The organism is Paenibacillus bovis, from assembly GCF_001421015.2.
Classification (GTDB): domain Bacteria; phylum Bacillota; class Bacilli; order Paenibacillales; family Paenibacillaceae; genus Saccharibacillus; species Saccharibacillus bovis.
Map to the genome: position 1 here is coordinate 3,628,990 of NZ_CP013023.1, position 20,608 is coordinate 3,649,597.

Genomic DNA, 20,608 nt, shown 5'->3' on the forward strand with positions numbered 1-20,608 from the left:
TTATTGAAATATATTCCATTTCTTCTTTACTGTTTTATTAATGTCTACTCTTGTTTGCAGCACAGCAAAAAGGCGGTGTTATTTTAGCACACCGCCTTTTTGCTATTTTAGTATTAATTTAATTAACAGGATTCAAGTCTATACAAAAAAAGCCCTGGCTGCCGGAAAATCCAGCAGTACCAGGGCCATTTACATTTTAGTACAGTGTCATGTACTGGTCTCTCTCCCATTGGTGAACCTGAGTACGGTACATGTCCCATTCGATCTCTTTCAGCTCATAGAAGTGAGCTGTAGCGTGCTCTCCGAGTGCAGTAACGATTACATCGTCACGCAGCAGTTCGTGCAGAGCTTCTTTCAGATCGCCTGGCAGACTTGGGATACCTTCGTCGATACGCTCATCTTCGGTCATTATGTAGATGTTACGATCGATAGGTTTTGGCAGATTCAGTTGACGGTCAATACCATCCAGACCGGCTCTCAGCATAACAGCCAGTGCCAGATACGGATTGGCTGTCGGATCCGGGTTACGAACTTCAATACGTGTGCTCAGACCACGGGAAGCCGGGATACGTACCATCGGACTGCGGTTACTTGCAGACCATGCCACATATACAGGAGCTTCATAACCTGGTACAAGACGCTTGTAAGAGTTCACTGTCGGGTTGGTTACTGCTGCCATAGAACGTGCATGACGCAGAATACCTGCCATATAATGACGGGCTACCTGGCTCAGACCCAGTTCATCTGATTCATCATAGAATGCATTGCTGCCATCCTGGAACAGGGATTGGTGACAGTGCATACCGGAACCGTTCATGCCAAATAGCGGTTTTGGCATAAATGTCGCATGCAGACCATGCTGACGGGCAATCGTACGAACAACCAGCTTGAATGTCTGAATCTGGTCAGCTGCTTGCAGTGCATTTGCATATTTGAAGTCAATCTCATGCTGTCCCGGTGCTACTTCATGGTGGGAAGCTTCGATTTCAAAGCCCATTTCTTCCAAAGTAATAACGATCTCACGACGACAGTTTTCGCCCAGATCGGTTGGCGCCAGATCGAAGTAACCACCCTGATCGTTCAGTTCTTCGGTTGGATTGCCATTGGCATCGGTACGGAACAGGAAGAATTCCGGCTCCGGTCCAACCATCATTTCTGTAAAGCCCATTGCTTCGGCTTCTCTCAGGTTACGCTTCAGAACACCGCGTGGATCACCGGCGAACGGTGTACCGTCTGGCATGTAAACGTCACAAATCAGACGTGCTACCCGGTTCTCTGTTACCCACGGGAAAATAACCCATGTATCCAGATCCGGATACAGATACATATCGGATTCTTCGATACGCACATAACCTTCAATAGAAGAACCATCAAACATCATTTTGTTATCCAGTGCTTTGGTCAACTGGCTCAAAGGAATTTCGACGTTCTTGATCGTACCCAGCAAGTCAGTAAATTGCAGGCGGATAAATCGTACGTTTTCTTCCTTGGCAATACGCAAAATATCGTCTTTTGTATAACTCACGTTACCCTCTCCTCTGTGCTCTTTTTATTTTTTGTTGAAGAAACGGGATAATTCCCCTTGGATCAGTGATACCTGTCCAGGACGTTTGCCTGTGACAAGCTGCTGCTTAAGCATACGATGAAGTTGCGAATCTGACAATTCCCTGCGGCGCTCTTCCGTATCTGCCGTGATCACTGTAGCTTCTTCCGATTCTTTGGATACCGGATTCATCACTTGCTTGATACCTGCAATATTTACCCCTTTTTCGATTAATGCTTTAATTTCCAGCAGACGTTCTACATCATTAAAGGAAAACAATCGCTGATTTCCCGATGTACGTGCCGGTACAATCAGATTGTGTTGCTCATAATAACGGATCTGCCGCGCGGACAGGTCTGTCAGCTTCATTACGATCCCGATAGGGAACAGCGCCATATTTCTCCGAATTTCATCGCCCATATATTCATCAACCTTCCAATTCACTTTTAAGTTATCTGTATCCTATTGTACATATCCTGATATCAAGCGTCAATAACATGTTAAGTTTACTCACAATAATTTTATATTCAGTTAACATGAAGTTAATATTTCCTGATTTTAGGATGAATTATTGCTTTATTCTTATACATTCTATGGATATTTTGTGACATCTATTCTCTATAAAACGATCTGTACCTGGCAAGTTATTGTACGATTATATCCAGATACGATATTGCCGATCTTGATTTATCAGCTTAATAACGGTGCATATTCATAGCTCTTTTATCCAAATCTGTTTGAATTGCTGGACTTCAGATACGATGCTGCCAGAAAATAAAATTAGCAATATTTATAATAAATTACGTTCCATCATCGTCTGCAAAGCCATTAGTACACCCAGCTTTACATGAGAAAAAGTCAGACCACCCTGCATATAACCGATATATGGCTCACGAATTGGCGCATCTGCCGATAATTCCAGGCTGCCGCCCTGGATAAAGGTACCTGCCGCCATAATAACCGGATGTTCGTATCCAGGCATATCCCATGGCTCCGGTACTACATGACTATCCACCGCCGCTGCTCGCTGAATTCCTTGTACAAATGCTATCAGCTGGTGTTCATCCTTGAACGATACAGCCTGAATCAGATCGGTACGCTGCTCACTCCAACCCGGCTTGCTATTGAATCCGGCCACCTCGAACATGGCTGCAGCATAAATACTGCCTTTGAGTGCCTGTCCTACAATAGTAGGTGCCATATACAACCCCTGATAGATACCGCGTGTAGTCCCCAGCATAGCCCCTACTTCGCCGCCAATTCCGGGAGCTGTCAGCCGATAGGAGGCGAGCTCTACATATTCACGTTTGCCGCATATATAGCCGCCTGTCTCGGCAATACCGCCACCGGGATTTTTGATCAGCGAGCCAGCCATTATATCTACGCCTACCTCTGTCGGTTCCCGCGTCTCTGTGAATTCACCATAGCAGTTATCGACGAAGATAATCAGATCTTGGCGATATTCGCGAATCCGTCGTACCATCTCTTCAATATGATCAATAGTAAAGGAAGAACGCCAGTCATATCCCCGGGAACGCTGGATACCGATTACACGAGTCTTTTCATTCATTAGCGAAGCAACCTGTTCCCAATCGACCTGACCATCCTCGGTTAATGATGCTTCCTGATACGTGATGCCGAAGTCAGCCAGCGAGCCTTTGCCATCGCCAGGTTTGCCGATTACTTTATGCAGCGTATCATAAGGCCGTCCTGTAATATAAAGTAGCTCATCGCCGGGACGAAGTATACCAAACAAAGCTGTAGCAATCGTATGCGTACCCGAGGCAAAATGCGGACGTACAAGAGCAGCTTCACTGCCAAATACTTCAGCATATACATCTTCAAGCACTTCTCGTCCCCTGTCATTATAAGCATAACCTGTTGAACCTGCGAAGTGATAATCACTCACACGGTGTTTCTGGAAAGCTTCGATTACTTTCCATTGGTTGGTATCTACAATCCGGTCCATTCCTTTAACAGCTTTACCAATCATCTGTTCAGCTTGTTCGGACCAGTTCATTATCTGTGTATTAAAAACTGCCATTTCTGTCTCTCCCCATAATGATAGCCCGCCCTTATACATAATAAGGCGGGCTATCAGCATATTCATCTTCCATCATTCTACCACAAAGTTACGCTGCTGGCTAAGTTTGCGCCGGATTCATCCCATTAATACGACATATTCATAAGAATAACTTCGCAAATGTAAACTTTCGCGCTTCATATTTTACACGGAACGGTAGAGTGAAGGAAAGTCACTATTTAAAATGTCGCTATTCTGTCACTTTATTTCATATTCCTGAAGCTTGTATCCGAATTTATCATAATCAGTCTGGTTGATCTCCACTGTAAACAGGGCATCATTGTCTTCATAATCCTGACTGATAATGCTGCTAAATGTATACAGCTGAGATATCAAGTCGCCGCGTTCTGCTGGAATGCGATAAGTTTTTATTCCGCCGGCCAGCTGATCCTGAATGATGTTTTTGACAGCTTCCAGATCGGGTTCATGGTAGGCGCTGATACGAAGATGGGTCTGATCAACAGGTAGCATTTCTAGCTGCTGGGGAGTACACAGATCAATTTTGTTATATAAAATAACCTGCGGTTTATTCCCGGAACCCAGCTCCTGCAAAATTTCGTCAACCACCTGCATCTGCTCATCCCTGCGCTCCGAAGAAGCATCTACTACATGAAGAATCAGATCAGCTTCATTTACTTCTTCCAGTGTCGCACGAAAAGCAGCAATCAGATCATGGGGCAAATTCTGGATAAATCCAACCGTATCGGTCAATACAATTTCCTTGCCCCCCGGCAGCTCCAGATTGCGTGAAGTAGGGTCCAGTGTGGCAAACAACTGATTCTGGATATACACATCTGCATCCGTCAGCTGCTTGAGCAATGTCGATTTACCTGCGTTGGTATAACCAACCAGTGCCACCTGCACGATTCCGGTCTTTTTGCGACGTTCACGATATAATGTACGATGACGCATAATTTCTTCCAATTGACGCTTAAGCTCGGTCACACGGGTGCGAATATGACGACGATCGATCTCCAGCTTGCTCTCACCAGGACCGCGTGTACCAATACCGCCACCCAGACGAGATAGATTTTTACCCTGTCCCGATAGACGAGGCAGCAGATAATTGTACTGTGCCAGTTCTACCTGTAAAATACCTTCGCGTGTTTTGGCACGCTGTGCAAAAATATCCAGGATAAGCTGGGTACGGTCAATAATTTTGGCATCCAGCTGTTCTTCCAGATTACGTACCTGTGCGCCGGACAGTTCCTGGTCAAAAATGACCGTATTCGCTTCCAGAGAGTCTACCAGAATACGGAGTTCTTCCACTTTTCCTTTACCGATAAACCAGCGAAAATCCGGCTTTTCTTTATTCTGGGTCAGCTGCTCCAATACTTCTACACCTGCGGTCTCCGCCAGGCTGACCAGCTCTTCCATCGATCCTTCCGCATTGACTCCATTTCTTTTGTCCAGCTGGGTATACAAACTGACCAGTATGGCTCGCGCCTGCTGCTCAGTCTGTGTATCGTGCGTTTCATTTTTCATATTATCCTGCTCCTTGTAATATATAATAGCTATGGTCTGTCAGGAAAAGGGGATGATCCCTCTAGTGTGCTTGTTAATACCCGTTTCATTGGGAAAGATATACTTGTTGTATATTTACCATTGTTACTGCAGATGAATCGTTTCTTGAGAAGTAGTTGTTCTTTGTATCCCTTTATCTAAGTTATCCCTCTCTGCTCATCTACAATGCCAAATCTTATCTACCAATGAATGGTCTGGACGCAGGACAATCTAGCGATGATCTCTGTTGAACAGACTCTGGCGGTGCTTGAGTGATAACGAGAATAACGGAAAAGCATGGGCGTCGATTTGTTTGAGCAGCTTGCGTGCTGTGCGATGGGCCAGCTCATAATCGTGCTCGGTAATAACCCGGCGACGCAGTGCATCATCCAATTCATCTTCGTCCAGCAAAAAGATCTGTCCGTCTTTCATTACCACAATATCCAGATACAGATCATCAAACCAGGGAACCCCCTGATCGGTCACTCCTTGCGTTTTGCAAATATCGATATACCATTCAATAATTTCCTGCTTATCATCGAACATCGCAGTCACCACATAATTGGCATTCTCGGGATAATATTGCATCCACGAATATTCCGCTGCTGCGATACAGAATCGACGTCCGCCATAGATTTTATACAGCGGCTCGCGCAGGCGATTCATATGGTACAGTGTCACATATCCGGTGAAAATACTGTTATTTACGTATCGACGTGTATAGCTGCGCTGAATAACACGCCGCCAGTTCGCTCTATCTGCAAATTTACGTTTCATGGAAGTGTCCCTTTCCTACAAAGTAACTTCAGAATAGCATATTTGCGCGTATCACTCAAAAAAGCCTCCAACCGATATGATTGGAGGCTTTTGAAATTACATCTTACTGGGTACCTGCCGGTGCGGTGGCATCCCCCTGGGTGTTCGCTGTATCTCCTGTAGCTGCAGCAGGATCGGTAATGCCAGTGGATGGCGTAGTCGTATCGGTCGAAGTACCTTCACTTCCCGGCGTCGTTGCCGGAGGAGTAGTTGCTCCATTATCGGTTGGTGTCTGAGGTGTACCGTTTGGTCCACCATTTCCATTACCGTTACCGTTGTTGCCATTACCATTTCCATTCTCATTATTCCCATTACCGTTATTGCCGCCTGCATCTTCACCGTTATCGGTTCCTTCTTCACCTGTAGGTGGAGTCGCCGGATCTCCTTCTGGCGGAACAACGCCATCCGGATTATCAACAGGTGGCTCTACAGGCTCTTCTTGCGCTTGATCTACGGTAATCTGTACCGTATCCGAAGCATCCGATTCGCCACCAGGTGTAGATGCCGTTACATAGTATTCGTAAGTGGCACCAGGTGTAATACTACCATCCTGCAGGGATGTTCCTGATGAACCACTGGATATGGCAGTAAACTGCTTTTCCGAGCTTTCTTTGCGATATACGGTATAACCCGAAGCTCCTTCTACACCAGACCAGGAAAGAGCAACTGCCTGATTATCCTGATCATAAGAGGCCGAGAGACCTGTTACTACTTTTGGAGCCTCCGGTTCTTCTTCGACCGGTTCTACCGGCTGTACAGGCTCGGTCACTTTCGGTGCATCAAAGTTCTGAACGGGATAACCTTCCAGGGCCGGTCCCATTACTGCGGCGAACATCGCTGCTGCGCGTCCGCTGCTCTCATTGAGCAAATGATTGCGATCCGGTCTGTCGTACCCCATCCAGACCGCTGCTGTCCATTCCTTGGTATATCCCACGAACCAGGCATCACGGTTGGCACTGCTGCGCAGTCCTTCGATACCATGTTGTGTAGTACCTGTTTTACCGGCTACCGGACGATTGATTTGCGCCCGCTTACCTGTACCATCGGTAACGACTGTTTCCATCATGGAAGTCATTTCGTCCGCAGTTTGCTTGCTCATGACTTTGCTCGCCTCTGCTGCATTTTTATATATTTCCTTACCGGCATTATCGGTAATGCTTTTGACAGCATAAGCTTGCGTGTAATTACCACCATCAGCAAAGCTGCGGTAGGCTTGAGCCATTTCCAGCGTATTCGTACCGCTACTCAGACCGCCCAGTGCAATTGCCAGATTGCGATCGGCATCGGTAAATTTAAAACCAAGTGACTTGGCAAAATTAACTCCGGTTTCTACACCAATCTGATTAAGTGTCCAGACCGCCGGGATATTAATCGAATCTTCCAGCGCTGCGGCCATCGTAACCGTACCGCTATAACCATGCAGGTTGCTCGGACAATAGCTGCCAAAGCACTGCTTTTCATTACTCAGCTGGGATGTTGGTGTAAACTTGCCCGATTCCAGCGCCGGAGCATAGGATACAATCGGTTTGAATGCCGATCCTGGCTGTCTGCGGCTGTTGACACGGCTAAAGTCGCCTTCACGGTAATTACGGCCACCCAGCAAGGCTACCAGACCGCCAGTATCGTTATTCACGATAACCATAGAGCCTTGTACAGGCACATCGTCTGCACTCTTCTCAAACAAATCTTCATTTTTAAATGCGTCTTCCAGCGTTTGCTGGGCTTTGGCATCCATTGTGGTATAGATATTGTATCCACCACGTGTCAGATCATCCGAAGACAATCCGGTAACATCTTCCGCTTCCTGCATGGCATATTCTACAAATGCCTGATAATGCGATTCTTTGGTTGAGCTGTTGGCAGGACTTTTGTACACTACGGCTTTGGCTTCTTCAGCCTGGGCTTTGGTAATGTAACCCTGGTCTGCCATCAGCTGCAGTACGACGGCTCTGCGCTCTGTTGACAAGTCCGGATTGGTCAGCGGATTGTAACGGGAAGGCGCCTTCGGCAAACCTGCCAGCGTGGCAATCTGCCATAGCTTCAGCTTGTTTAGATCACTTGTACCAAAATACGTTTCGGAAGCTTCTTTGATACCATAAGCTCCCCGACCGAAAAAGATCCGGTTCAGATAAGTCGTAATAATGTCTTGTTTGGTTTTGTCACGTTCAATCGCCAGTGCAATCGACAATTCGGTTGCTTTGCGGAAAAACGTTTTGTCGTCATTCAAAAATACGTTTTTGGCCAGCTGCTGGGTAATGGTACTGCCACCCTCTACCGCGGAACGTGCAATTACGTCTTTTACCGCGGCGCGTCCGACCGACCACAGGTCTACCCCCTGGTGATCAAAAAAGCGCCGGTCCTCTGTAGCTACAAAAGCATTCACCAACATTGGAGGCAGGTCTTCATACTTTACCGGATCACCCTGACGTGCAGAACGCTCGACAATCAGCGTACCGTTGCGATCATAGATTTTGGTTGGTTCGTTGATCACAAGCTTATCGATATTTGCTTTGTAGATTTTTTCCCCGCTTACCATGATAAATAAATAGGCGGCCAGTGCACAAAAAACACCCAAAGCAGTTACACCGAACAACGTCCAGAACACGCGCTTGGCTGTTATTTTTTTCTTTTTTGTTTTGGGCGCGGGCTTGGATTGTCCCGGTCTCGTTCTTTTAGGTGGTTGATTTTTGTCACTGCGGGATAGATTCTGTCTAGGCATATCTTATTCTGACTCCCTTTCGGTAAAACAAATTGAACCCCTTTAACGGAAAGAAAAGAACAACCCTTTTGGAGAGGTTGTCCGATTCTTTCTCTTCATTAAGACGCTATATGAAGCATAAAGGTTTCGTTTTTTGCATCAGCCTTCGCTTTGGTTATCCTGCATGAGGGATACGTTGCGCGATGGTGTGAAGGTGGAAACCGCATGTTTGTAGATCATTTGCTGGCGTCCTTCACTGTCTACCATAATGGTAAAGTTGTCAAAAGCCTTGATTGTACCACGGATTTGAAAACCATTTACCAGATACACAGTTACCGGAATATTTTCCTTGCGCAGTTGATTTAAAAAAGTATCCTGGATATTAATCGACTTGTTCATTGACCGTACCCCCAAATGATTATTAATTCAGCATTAGCAAATGCTCAATTGTAATACGAATATGATACCTGGCTAAGCTGAATGTCAAATTAAGTTGTTGAAGTATATTCCCTGTCTCTGTATAAATTTCCTGCTACGATGTCATATACTTTGTCGATATGCTGTTCGCTATGATTCGTATCCGACACATCGACCCAGTGGATATCCTGCATATGGCGGAACCAGGATAGCTGGCGCTTTGCAAAACGACGCGTATCACGCTTCAGGAGAACAATCGCTTCCTGCAGCGGTACACCGCCTGACAGATGCGCAGCAATCTCTTTGTACCCCAATCCCTGCATGGCTACCATTCCGGGAGTATATCCCTGATCGAGCAGATGCTGTACTTCTTCCAGCAGGCCTTCTTCCAGCATTTGATCAATCCGCGCTTCAATACGTTTATATAGCATTTCCCTATCCATTGTCAAACCGACGATACATAACTGGTAGGGAGACTGCTTCATTTGCCGGGATAACTGGTCCGAAAGTTTCACTCCGGTCATATGATACACTTCCAGCGCCCGTATAATGCGTCTCTGGTCGTTCGGATGAAGACGGGCTGCAGACTCTGGATCTACAGCTGCCAGGCGGTCATGAAGAGCCTGGGCACCATTCTGAAGCGCATAATCGCTCTGCTCCTGACGAAATGCTTCATCTGCCCCATTCTCGCTGAATTGGAACTCGTAGCTGACCGATTCGACATAGAGACCGGTGCCTCCCACGATAAAGGGCAGCTTGCCGCGTGAAGCAATATCCGGGATCAACGTTCTGCAACGCTGCTGGAATTCAGCCACAGAGAAAGGCTCATCCGGCGAATGGATATCGATCAGATGATGCGGAATTCCCTTCATTTCTTCGGGCCTGATTTTGGCCGTACCGATATTCATACCACGGTATACCTGCATAGAATCACCGGAGATAATTTCTGCGCCGAATCTTCTGGCAATCTCGATGCTGATGGCTGTTTTCCCTACAGCTGTAGGACCGACTAGAACGAGTAATTTCGGCTTTTCTGCTGCCGGGTTCATAAATAAATCACTCCGTATTCAATTTTGGAATTTTTGCGCCGGATCCGTTCAAAGCCAAGACGCTCATATTCCGGGCTGTCCCATTTTTCCTTGAGCATAACAGTTTTGCGAGCTACACGCATTGCATGACGGATCGACTCGGGATCCAGTGCATGGTCGTTGGCAAATCCGCGCAGAGGAGCGATAGCCGCCGATTCATGCAGTGCTTCGCGGAACATGGGATCAAAATACACAACATCCACACTGTTATCCGGAAGCTGACTTAGATAGGTCTTATGGTCCTGCTGCACCACCTGGATACGTCGCATAGCAGCATTTACCGGCTCCAGATTGCTTGCATAAATACGCAATCCTTCTTTTAAAAGCGCTGCTAACGGCGCTGAACTTTCCAATGCGGTAACTTGCCCTTCCGGACCGGCAGCCAGCGAAAAGACCAGCGAATCCGATCCCAGACCGGCTGTGCAATCCAGTACGGTATCGCCCGGTTCCAGACGGGAAAGGGTTATCATCGGGTCTTCGTCATTACGCAGCAATCGCTTGGCTCGTACAAAAGCCATGCTGGGATGGAAAAACATTGCCGATTCGCCCGGGCGAACCAGTCTGGCTTCATTTTCCACCAGTACAATAACATCCCGATCTCCATGGCGGGCAGCCAGTTTGGCGATCGACTGCCCCTGCCTCGGAACAAAAGATACGGCAAATTCTGCTGCCAGCTGCTGTGCACGATGCAAAGTAGCCGGTGAAGCATCATCGCCTGTTGTAATTATCATTGCTCATTCTCCATTCTTCTCTACACTTCGCTTACATTACCCGTTTGAACATTTTTTCCAGATCATAACTGGAAAATGAAACGACGATCGGACGACCGTGCGGACAGGTATAAGGCTGTCTGCAGGCAGCCAGCCGATCCAGCAATGCCTGCGCTTCCGCTTCGGTAATTCTCTGATTGGCTTTGATCGATGCTTTGCACGAACAAAGCGTCGAAGCCTGTTCTCTCAGCTGGGCCAGATCAATCTTGCGTTCGCTGAGTACCCATTCTGCCATTTCTTCAATAACGCGGGCCTCTTCTCCTTTGGGAAACCAGTACGGATAAGCACGCACCCGGAACGTCTGACCGCCAAAATGCTCCAGATATACCCCTACCCGTTCGAACCAGTGCAAACGATCTTTGAGCTTGTCTGCTTCGGCACGCGTAAATTCCAGTGTGATCGGCAGCAGAAGCTCCTGGGATGCCGACTCCGGCTGGCCAAACTTCTCATAGTAATATTCATAATTGACCCGCTCATGGGCAGCATGTTGATCGATCAGGAAAAGTCCTTCCGCATTCTGCGCAATCAGATAGGTGCCATGATGCTGACCAATCAGATTCATTTCCGGGAACTGCGGCAATCCCGGTTCTTCGGCTGTACCATAAATCATCTCTGCCGGAATACTGCGGTTTGCCCCGCTGACACGCTGGGGCGGCCGGGATGCAGCTTTGGAAGCTGCACGATTATACTCGCGTGCATACGATGGCTCTCTGACCTGCTGTGCGGCTGTATAAGGCGGCTGTGTGTGAGCCGGAGCGTCTAATGAAGCTGGTGCTGACTGTCCGGCTGATGATCCGCTACCAACGTGACCAGGCAGGTCTGCAGGTATAGTCTCTGTTGAATCCAAGCCGTACTTGGCAACGGGTTGTTTATCGGTGTCTCCAGAATTTGGAGTCCTGTTAACGGTACTTGCATTTGCCTGCTGTGAATGCTCTGTGGAATCTGTTATCTGACGGTTCGAAGCCTGTTGTTCTCCCTCCGCAGGTACATTTACATCTTGTTTTGCCGGAGAAGCTGTTTTTTCGGATGTCTGGGAATCTGCTTGAGATGCCGATGCAGATTGAAGCGAATCGGACGTTGCTGTCGCATGCTCAGGCTGCTCCATATTTGCATTTTTGCCTACCGGCTGACTCTGATAAGAAGCAACCGAGCGATCCGGGCTGCTTTGCCACTCTGTTCCCGGTATATCCTGGTCTGTCAAAGGAGGCACATATGGAGCATCCAAATCACCCAGCTCTGTCTGGATAACAGGCTCCGGTCCACGAGGAGCGAATAAGGTTGCACCCGCTTGTTGAAATTCTGCAGCCGGCTCGTTATCGGACTGTCCAGCTGATGTACGATTGAAATTAAATTGTTCCTGAATGATCGACTCGCTGCTGCCCCGTTTGATCGTCTGCTTGGTCGCATGAGGGATCAGTATTTCTCTGCGCAGCGTCTGTCGTACCGATTCTTCCACAAACATCATCAGTTCCGCTTCTTTGCTGAATCGCACTTCCATTTTGGCAGGATGCACATTCACATCGACAAGTGACGGATGCATCGTCAGACGCAGTACAGTGAGCGGATAACGATTGATCGGCAGCAGGGTATGATAGGCTCTCAGTATCGCCTGGTTGACCGTGTAACTTTTGATATAGCGTCCATTGACAATGACAGACATGGCATTGCGATTGGCCCTTGCAATCTCCGGTCGACCGATATATCCGCTAATATGATAATCCAGATGATCCTGCTCAATCGGCAGTACCATTTTGGCAGCTGACGTACCGTAGACTGCAGCAATCACCTGCAGCATATCACCATTCCCCGGCGTCTGCAGCAGCAGATTGCCATTATGACGCAGAGTAAAAGCAATTTCAGGATGAGCGAGGGACATCCGGTACATAATATCGGAGATATGCCCCAGCTCTGTCTGGACCGTTTTCATGTATTTCAGCCGTGCCGGTGTATTGTAAAATAGGGAGTTAACCCGAAAATCGGTTCCGCGCGGAGCAGCATCGTCTTCATTGCTTTTCAGTGTGCCGCCTTCAATAATCAGACGTCTGCCTGCTCCATCATCAGTAGCACTGGTCAACAAATCTACTTTGGAGACCGCTGCAATACTCGGCAACGCTTCACCGCGAAAGCCCAGACTTGTAATCTGGTACAGATCCCGATCATCTGCGAGTTTGCTTGTAGCATGACGATAGAAAGCCGTCTCGCAATCATCAGCAGCAATCCCCTGTCCATTGTCCTGTACCCGTATCGATTCCAATCCGCCTTCGCCGATATGAACATCAATACGAGTGGAACGCGCATCAATCGCATTCTCGACGAGTTCCTTGACTACAGAGGCAGGCCGCTCCACAACCTCACCAGCTGCAATCTGATTGGCAATATGCTCATCCAGTACACGAATCTGACCCATGATTTCTCCTCCTCCCGGCTATCTGGATGTTCTATCCATGATCATATTTCTCTTGCATTAGTTATCTATAAACGAATTAACGCATCGTTTTCATTTTCAGTTCATTCAGCAGCTGCATCGCTTGCAGCGGTGTCATATTCATCAGATCCGCACTCTGAATCTGATTTACAATTTGGCGGGCTACCGGATCTTCTTTGACTTTCACCGGCTGAGGTATTTCTTCCTCTTCAAAAATAGACAGTTGTACAATCTCCTGCTGACTCCCTGTACGCTGCTGGGCTCTGACTGCAGATTCGTCCGTGTCTTCCGGAGAGAAACCACCAACAACGAGTACAGGTACCCCTTCTTCAGCTGGGGAGCGACGTTCTTCATAATGATAGCTTGACGCCGATTCTTGTACGGAATCCGTCTTTTCCGAAGCGGCTCCTTTTTCGGCTGATCCTGAAGGCTGCTCTTTGGTATTCTGCAGGGATGCTGGTTTAGCACCAGCATGTTCAGCATTGTTGTCATCCGCTACGACAGTAATCGTAGCTGCCTGTTCCATTCGATCCAGCAGCAGATTCGCACGATCGATAATACTGCCCGGCAAACCTGCCAGCTGGGCACAGTAAATGCCATAGCTGCTGCCAGCCGCGCCAGGTACCAGTTTGCGCAGGAAATGTACTTTATCGCCGCTTTCCTTGACCGCCATCGAGAAATTGCGCAGATGTTCCAGCGTCTCCTCCAGATGAGCAAGCTCATGGAAATGCGTGGATACCAGTGCTTTACATCCAATCTCATGATGAACATATTCAATGACTGCCTGGGCAATTGCCATACCTTCACTGGTCGATGTTCCGCGGCCCAGTTCATCTATAATAATCAGACTGCGCCGGGTAGCCCGCTCGGTCATCACCTGAATATCTGCCATTTCCACCATAAAGGTACTCTGGCCTCCAATCAGATCATCTGCTGCCCCGATCCGGGTGAAAATCCGGTCGATCATCGGAATCTCTGCCTGACGAGCAGGTACAAAGCAGCCAATCTGTGCCATGATTGACAAGAGCGCTACCTGACGCATATAGGTGCTTTTACCAGCCATATTTGGTCCGGTAATCAGTACAATATTGGCTTCTTCTTCGGTAATGTCTGTACTATTGGAAATAAAACTCGCATGATCCATTACCGCCTCTACGACCGGATGACGTCCATCCTCGATAACCAGATCGTAACGATCAGTCAATACAGGCTTCACAAAGGAACGCTCGGCACTAACGGTGGCAAAGGACTGATACACATCGATCTCTGCTACCTTCTCAGCTAGCAATTTTAGACGAGCAATCTCGTTGGATACCCGTGTACGAAGATCGGTGAACAGATCGTATTCGATATCGACCATTTTCTCCTGGGCTTCCAGAATAAGGGCTTCTTTTTCCTTGAGTTCGGGTGTGACGAATCGCTCGGCATTCGCCAGTGTCTGCTTGCGCTCGTAGCGACCTTCCGGCAGCGTTCCCAGATTGGAACGTGTAATTTCGATATAATAACCGAATACTTTATTATAGCCAATTTTGAGCGATTTGATGCCTGTAGCCTGACGTTCTGCTGCTTCCAGTTCGGCAATCCACTGTTTGCCATTCACGCTCGCTTCACGCAGCTCATCCAGATGTTCATGGTATCCCTGACGGATCAGTCCTCCGTCACGAACCGAAATCGGAGGATCATCGACAATCGCCGACCCGATCGCTTCTGCCAGATCGGAGCAGGCGTCCATTTGCGCTGCTACAGCTTGCAGCGTCGTAGAAGGCGAATCTGCACATAGCTGACGAAGATCCGGAATACGCAGCAACGAGTCCCGCAGTGCCAGCATATCCCGCCCATTGGCCGTACCAAAAGCCATCCGCCCAACCAGACGTTCCAGATCGTAAATGCCTTTGAGCTGCCCTCTCAGGTCATCCCGTAAAATAAATCCTTGATGCAGCTTGTCTACTGCTTCCAGACGTTCTTCCACCAGGCGACGGGACAACAGCGGCTTATCGATCCAGCGGCGCAGCAGACGACCGCCCATCGGTGTCTCTGTGCGATCCAGCAGCCATAACAGCGTTCCTTTACGGGAACGTTCGCGCACCGTCTCTACCAGTTCCAGATTACGGCGGGTAAATGGATCGAGGATCATGTAATTTTCCGGTTCATAAGCATTAATATGCGTCAGCTGTCCCAGTGAACGTTTCTGTGTCTCGCTCAGATAAGCAATCAACAGCGCAATACAGGTCTGCCGTTCTTCATCCAGCCTCGCCCAGACTGCTTCGCCAAATTGGCGTCGTGCCAATTCTTCACGGGATTTATCCCATTCGGTATACAATACCTTGCGCCCCATCTGCGAAGCCTGCTTGTATACCTCATCGATCAGATCGATCCGTCCAATAATTTCCGAAGGCTCATACAGTCCCAGCTCATCGCGCAGCCATTCCTGTGAGGACAACGCTGAAGTTACATGCAGCTCTCCAGTGGACAAATCACATGCAGCCAACGACATTTTGCCATCCTGTTCGGTGATACAAACCATATAGTTATTCGCTTTATCGCTCAGCGCTTTGCTTTCCATCATGGTACCCGGCGTTACTACGCGGATAATTTCACGTTTGACAATTCCTTTGGCAGTAGCCGGATCTTCGACCTGTTCACAAATAGCGACTTTATAGCCTTTTTCAATCAAACGGTGAATATAGTTTTCTGCAGAATGATAAGGTACCCCACACATCGGTACCCGTTCCGGTACGCCGGCATTTTTGCCTGTTAACGTAATCTCCAGTTCTTTGGCAGCCAGAATGGCATCATCAAAAAACAGCTCATAAAAATCACCCAGACGGAAAAATAAAAATGCATCCTGTGCCTGCTGCTTAATTTGCAGATACTGCTGCATCATTGGTGTATATTGACTCATTATGCCCCTCCAAACCAACCTGTATTTCTGTATACCTCTGAATTTAATCTGCTTGCCTATGTGCTATGCTGGACTATCATTTTGATATTTTTCTACTATTAAAATAGTAAGACTGCACCGTTGCCCTGCTGCCAGACTATGCAAATGCGTGTTCGTCTATCTATTATAACGAAAGAACCCGAAAAGTTCTATGCTTCCCGGGTTTGTTAAACATAGACTGTCAACATACAGTATCCATCGATCCTTTTCCTTTTTGTATTGTTGTTTTACTGCATTCGCTCTCCTTTTGGACATTTTATATTATAGGTGCTTTGGTTTTTTACAGGTATCTATATTGCATTTGCATATTCTTGATAATTTGCATTAAAGACGTAATCAAGAAAGCAGCTATTCTTATTCGATTTTTTTGTTAGCAATTCATATCAAAAAATGATCAGATTGATTATATACAATAATATTCAACAACACAGCCGACTCAGCGCAGACATACAAAAAGGACCGGTAAGCCTAGGCTCCCGATCCTTTTTGTCTAAATGCTATACTGTTGCTTTTACTTTATTTATCCGGATACGAGGTACCGAATTACTGAGTGACAGGCTTGTCAGCGGACAGCTCAACTTTGGCAAGCGTATCGTAACCAGCATCATAGGAGATATCGAGGTTTTTGACACGTTTGTTCACTGCCTGCAGTTCATAACGATACAGTGTTGGAATAACCGGAGCTTCATCAAACATCAACTGCTGCCATTGTTTGTAAGCATTTTTGCGGAATTCAATGTCAAATGCTTCTGGTGAAGTTCCTTCTTTCAGGAACTTATCTGCATCTTCACTAGTGAAACGGGAATAGTTGAATGGTGCTTGACGACCATACAGACCGGATGGATCGATATCACTACCTGTACCCCAAGCAGCACTGAAAATATCAATATCCGGGTTATCTGCTTTAACATTGTCATAGAAAGAGTTAAACTCCTGCAGTCTTCCGTTCATCAGCTGAACATTCAGACCAACATCTTTCCAGTTTTGCATGTAGAATTTGGCAAGTGGCTCAGAGACAGTATCACCACTCATCGCTGCATAATTGATAACCAGCGGTTGACCTTTTGGATCTTCACGCATTCCATCGCCGTCTTTATCCACATAACCTGCTGCATCCAGCAGTTGTTTTGCTTTTTCCGGATTGTAGGTGTACCCTGCCAGACTAGAATCATAATAGTTTGCAAATGCAGGGATAATCAATGACGTAGCCGGTGTACGCAGTCCTTTGTACAGCTGTGCACCTACCTGAGCATTGTTCATTGCGTAACCCATAGCTTGACGCAGGGATTTGTTTGCCATTTTGGCATTCGGGTCCATTACGCTTTCGCCTTTGGCTTTGTCATATTTACCCAGCTTGAATCCGAGATAGTTATAAGCCAATTCCTGACGACCCAGGAATTGAATATTTGTAGGATTTGTTTTCTCGTCATACAGGCTGACAGGGAAACCATCTACATAATCAACGTCGCCTTTTTTCAGGGATTCAATCAGTACATTCGGATTAACTACTTTCAGATGTACGCCATCCAGCTTTGGCGCACCAAGGAAGTAATCTTTGTTGGCTTCGAACTCAACGGACTCTCCTGTAACCATCGATTTGATTTTGAAAGGTCCATAACCAATTGGATCTTTGCGTACTGCGTCAGAAGCAGACATATCGGCAATCTTCATATCTCCGAATACTTTTTTCTCCAATGGATAGCTCCATAGGCCGGATTTCACCGAAGGAGTAGCTGTAATAAAGTCGATCTGTACTTCTTTATCATTCAGGATTTTAATACCAGAGATTGTTTTAGCTTTACCGGCATGGTAATCTTCCATACCCACAATGTTCATCATCAATGCATCATAACGAACACCTTCATAATCTTTGTTACCGATTACTTCAAAAGCAAAAGCATAATCTTCTGCTGTAACCGGATTACCGTCTGTCCAGTTCAGCTTGTCATTGATTGTGACAGTAACGGTTTTATTATCATTGGACAGTTTGATATTCGCTGCTCCACCGTCCGTGATATCGAAGTTTTTATCAATAGCGAATAGGGAAGGATAGAAAAATTGCATTACATTCGCATCGGGATTCCCTTCATAAAATGTAGGATTCAAAATCCCTTCAAAAGGAGTATCCGAAGCCAATCCATAATTTAGAATACCACCCTGAATAGATGCTTCACTGTTCGAAGTTTTGCTGACAAACTTGCCGGTCTCCTTGACACTTTCATTTGTTTTTGGTGCGTCTGCTGCTGGTGTAGCCGAATTGCCGCCACTGTTACACGCAGATAATACCAGTACCAGAGACATGAACAGAATGGATACAGATTTTTTCTTTTTACTTCCCCACATAAACCTTCCTCCTTTGAATATACAGCTCTAATTTATTATCCCAATCGCTGCTTGGCATCAGTTGCACGCTTGAGCGCCTGTCCAATAAAGTTGATTGCCAAAATCAGAATCAAAATCAGCAGCGATGCCGGTAACCAGTTCCACCAGTACTGCTCTAACACGACCGGGTTGGTTGCACTGCTTACCAGTGTACCCAAACTCGGTGTTCCATCAGGCAGACCAAAACCCAAGTAAGACAACCCTGTCTCAATCCCGATATTACCGGCCAGATTCAGAGTAAGGTTAACAATAACGATAGAGCTTAAGTTAGGCAGTATCCCAAACGCGATGATTTTCCAATTGGGAGTACCGAGTGTTTTGGAAGCCTGGACATAATCCAGTTCACGTTCCGCCAGCACCTTGGCACGAATCAATCTTGCTTTGCCAACCCAGAGAAATGCAGTCATGATGGCGATAAATTCCCAGACTCCATATTTGGGAATAATGGTTACGAAGACGATAACCAGCATCAGGAAAGGAAGCACGAGAATAAAATCAATAAAACGCATAATAATATTATCTACCAGTCCACCAAAAAATCCTGCAATCAGACCAATAGTCAGCCCGATCGCCGCAGACAGGATTGTAATCATAAATCCAATCGTAAACGAGTTACGCGCTCCAATAACCAGCTGACCAAAAATATCACGTCCGGCATCATCAGTTCCGAGCCAGTGATCTGCACTCGGAGCAGCCTGAATTGCCATTAGATCAATTTTGGTTACTTCATCCTGATTAATCAGTGTGATCGAGCCATAGATACCGATCAGGAACAATACCAGAAAGATCAGTGAACCGATCGCCAGTTTGTCTTTGAGTAGCTCACGACCCAGAATAGACCAGTTTGAAGGCGATTTTTGAATCGTTTCGATAGGTGCAACAGTCTCTACACGCATGCCCATAAGTGTACCTTCCTCCGTTCTTATTCAGATATTGAATGGTTAGATTCGCTATAGTTCGCCTATGCGTCTTAACCCATTCGAATACGCGGATCCACCCAGCTCAGAATAAGATCAGATAACAAAGTACCGATTAACGCGAGCAGGCCGGACAACATAACCAGCGCTGTAACAACGGAGAAATCGCGTTGTGTGATAGATTGCAAGAACAGTTGGCCCAGTCCCGGATAACCGAAAATGGATTCGATAAACAGATTGCCTGCCAGTACAGCCGTCAGATCATAGCCCAGAAAAGCTGCAATTGGCAGCAGCGAGTTACGCAGGATATGACGGGAATATACTTTGGATTCCGGTACTCCTTTGGAACGGGCTGTTTTCACAAAATCCTTGAGCCTTGTATCAATGACTTCGTTACGCAGATATTGAATAGTTGCTGTGGTACTAACCAGCGCACCTGCACATGCCGGCAAGATCAGATGGTAGAATTTATTTACATAATACGACCATGTTCCTGGCTGGACGCCTACATCCACACTTCCACTTGTTGGGAACCAGCCGAGCCGGAAGCCGAACACGAACAGCATGAGTAGCGAGAAAATAAATATTGGAGTAGCAAAACTGAGATAGGTATAACCGGTTATCGTCTTATCAAGCAATGTATTCTGATACCTGCCGCTTAATATTCCGAGCGGAATCGAAATCACATAAGTTAGAATCAGAATAGCCACACCCAGATAAAAGGTATTGGCCAGCCTGCTTCCGATAAGATCGGTTACCCCTACTTTATGTACATAGGATTTACCAAGATCACCCTGGAACAGATTACCGAGCCAGCGTCCGTATTGTACCCAGGCAGGATCATTCAGTCCCAGCTTCTCACGCTGTTCTTCCAGAACCTGTGCGCTAACCTTTGGATTGGCTTCAATCGCTCCACTGAGTGCATCCCCCGGCATCGCTTTGGCTACAAAAAAGATCAGTACACTGAGCACGAACAGCTGGGGAATCATGATCAGGATACGGCGAAGCGTAAATTTCCACATAAT

At 46.9% G+C, this 20,608-nt stretch carries 14 protein-coding genes; all 14 read right to left on the bottom strand.

Features of this window, described 5'->3' with window-relative positions; genetic code table 11:
• Nucleotides 1–196: 196 nt before the first annotated feature.
• Nucleotides 197–1,525, bottom strand: a complete 1,329-nt coding sequence (glnA, locus tag AR543_RS15400; RefSeq protein WP_060535344.1) for a type I glutamate--ammonia ligase — start codon at nt 1,523–1,525, stop codon at nt 197–199.
• Between the two features lie 24 nt (nt 1,526–1,549).
• Nucleotides 1,550–1,963 carry a MerR family transcriptional regulator gene (locus tag AR543_RS15405; protein WP_017812459.1) on the bottom strand — a complete coding sequence of 138 codons (414 nt, stop codon included), beginning with the start codon at nt 1,961–1,963 and terminating at the stop codon, nt 1,550–1,552.
• Nucleotides 1,964–2,333: 370 nt separating this feature from the next.
• Nucleotides 2,334–3,563 carry a methionine gamma-lyase family protein gene (locus AR543_RS15410; RefSeq protein WP_418304226.1) on the bottom strand — a complete coding sequence of 410 codons (1,230 nt, stop codon included), beginning with the start codon at nt 3,561–3,563 and terminating at the stop codon, nt 2,334–2,336.
• 261 nt (nt 3,564–3,824) lie between these two features.
• Nucleotides 3,825–5,111, bottom strand: a complete 1,287-nt coding sequence (hflX, locus tag AR543_RS15415) for a GTPase HflX (protein WP_060535346.1) — start codon at nt 5,109–5,111, stop codon at nt 3,825–3,827.
• A gap of 249 nt (nt 5,112–5,360) precedes the next feature.
• Nucleotides 5,361–5,906, bottom strand: a complete 546-nt coding sequence (locus tag AR543_RS15420; protein ID WP_060535347.1) for a ribonuclease FAU-1 family protein — start codon at nt 5,904–5,906, stop codon at nt 5,361–5,363.
• A 103-nt stretch (nt 5,907–6,009) separates the two neighbouring features.
• Nucleotides 6,010–8,664: a penicillin-binding protein 1A gene (locus tag AR543_RS15425; protein ID WP_060535348.1), complete on the bottom strand. Its 2,655-nt coding sequence runs from the start codon at nt 8,662–8,664 to the stop codon at nt 6,010–6,012.
• A gap of 138 nt (nt 8,665–8,802) precedes the next feature.
• Nucleotides 8,803–9,042 (bottom strand): RNA chaperone Hfq, encoded by a 240-nt coding sequence (hfq, locus tag AR543_RS15430; protein ID WP_017812464.1) that lies wholly within the window; start codon nt 9,040–9,042, stop codon nt 8,803–8,805.
• 89 nt (nt 9,043–9,131) lie between these two features.
• The gene (gene miaA, locus AR543_RS15435) at nt 9,132–10,109 is read right to left on the bottom strand and encodes a tRNA (adenosine(37)-N6)-dimethylallyltransferase MiaA (RefSeq protein WP_060535349.1); all 978 of its coding nucleotides are present in this window, start codon (nt 10,107–10,109) and stop codon (nt 9,132–9,134) included.
• Nucleotides 10,106–10,879 (bottom strand): class I SAM-dependent methyltransferase, encoded by a 774-nt coding sequence (locus tag AR543_RS15440; protein WP_060535350.1) that lies wholly within the window; start codon nt 10,877–10,879, stop codon nt 10,106–10,108. The genes miaA and AR543_RS15440 overlap by 4 nt, the downstream gene beginning before the upstream one ends.
• Before the next feature lie 31 nt (nt 10,880–10,910).
• Complete coding sequence (gene mutL / locus AR543_RS15445) at nt 10,911–13,325, bottom strand: DNA mismatch repair endonuclease MutL (protein ID WP_060535351.1); 2,415 nt, start codon at nt 13,323–13,325, stop codon at nt 10,911–10,913.
• A gap of 76 nt (nt 13,326–13,401) precedes the next feature.
• Complete coding sequence (gene mutS, locus AR543_RS15450; RefSeq protein WP_082472250.1) at nt 13,402–16,245, bottom strand: DNA mismatch repair protein MutS; 2,844 nt, start codon at nt 16,243–16,245, stop codon at nt 13,402–13,404.
• Nucleotides 16,246–16,827: 582 nt separating this feature from the next.
• A complete protein-coding gene (gene opp4A, locus AR543_RS15455; RefSeq protein WP_060535353.1) occupies nt 16,828–18,627 on the bottom strand; it encodes an oligopeptide ABC transporter substrate-binding protein in 1,800 nt (599 codons plus the stop codon).
• Nucleotides 18,628–18,662: 35 nt separating this feature from the next.
• Nucleotides 18,663–19,562, bottom strand: a complete 900-nt coding sequence (locus AR543_RS15460) for an ABC transporter permease (protein ID WP_060536810.1) — start codon at nt 19,560–19,562, stop codon at nt 18,663–18,665.
• A gap of 74 nt (nt 19,563–19,636) precedes the next feature.
• Complete coding sequence (gene opp4B, locus AR543_RS15465) at nt 19,637–20,605, bottom strand: oligopeptide ABC transporter permease (RefSeq protein ID WP_060535354.1); 969 nt, start codon at nt 20,603–20,605, stop codon at nt 19,637–19,639.
• Between the last annotated feature and the right edge of the window lie 3 nt (nt 20,606–20,608).

Coding starts and splice junctions, on each gene's coding strand:
- AR543_RS15405 (WP_017812459.1), bottom strand. CDS start 1,963: ATGGGCGATGAAATTCGGAGAAATATGGCGCTGTTCCCTATCGGGATC.
- AR543_RS15410 (WP_418304226.1), bottom strand. CDS start 3,563: ATGAACTGGTCCGAACAAGCTGAACAGATGATTGGTAAAGCTGTTAAA.
- hflX (WP_060535346.1), bottom strand. CDS start 5,111: ATGAAAAATGAAACGCACGATACACAGACTGAGCAGCAGGCGCGAGCC.
- AR543_RS15420 (WP_060535347.1), bottom strand. CDS start 5,906: ATGAAACGTAAATTTGCAGATAGAGCGAACTGGCGGCGTGTTATTCAG.
- AR543_RS15425 (WP_060535348.1), bottom strand. CDS start 8,664: ATGCCTAGACAGAATCTATCCCGCAGTGACAAAAATCAACCACCTAAA.
- hfq (WP_017812464.1), bottom strand. CDS start 9,042: ATGAACAAGTCGATTAATATCCAGGATACTTTTTTAAATCAACTGCGC.
- miaA (WP_060535349.1), bottom strand. CDS start 10,109: ATGAACCCGGCAGCAGAAAAGCCGAAATTACTCGTTCTAGTCGGTCCT.
- AR543_RS15440 (WP_060535350.1), bottom strand. CDS start 10,879: ATGATAATTACAACAGGCGATGATGCTTCACCGGCTACTTTGCATCGT.
- mutL (WP_060535351.1), bottom strand. CDS start 13,325: ATGGGTCAGATTCGTGTACTGGATGAGCATATTGCCAATCAGATTGCA.
- mutS (WP_082472250.1), bottom strand. CDS start 16,245: ATGAGTCAATATACACCAATGATGCAGCAGTATCTGCAAATTAAGCAG.
- opp4A (WP_060535353.1), bottom strand. CDS start 18,627: ATGTGGGGAAGTAAAAAGAAAAAATCTGTATCCATTCTGTTCATGTCT.
- AR543_RS15460 (WP_060536810.1), bottom strand. CDS start 19,562: ATGCGTGTAGAGACTGTTGCACCTATCGAAACGATTCAAAAATCGCCT.
- opp4B (WP_060535354.1), bottom strand. CDS start 20,605: ATGTGGAAATTTACGCTTCGCCGTATCCTGATCATGATTCCCCAGCTG.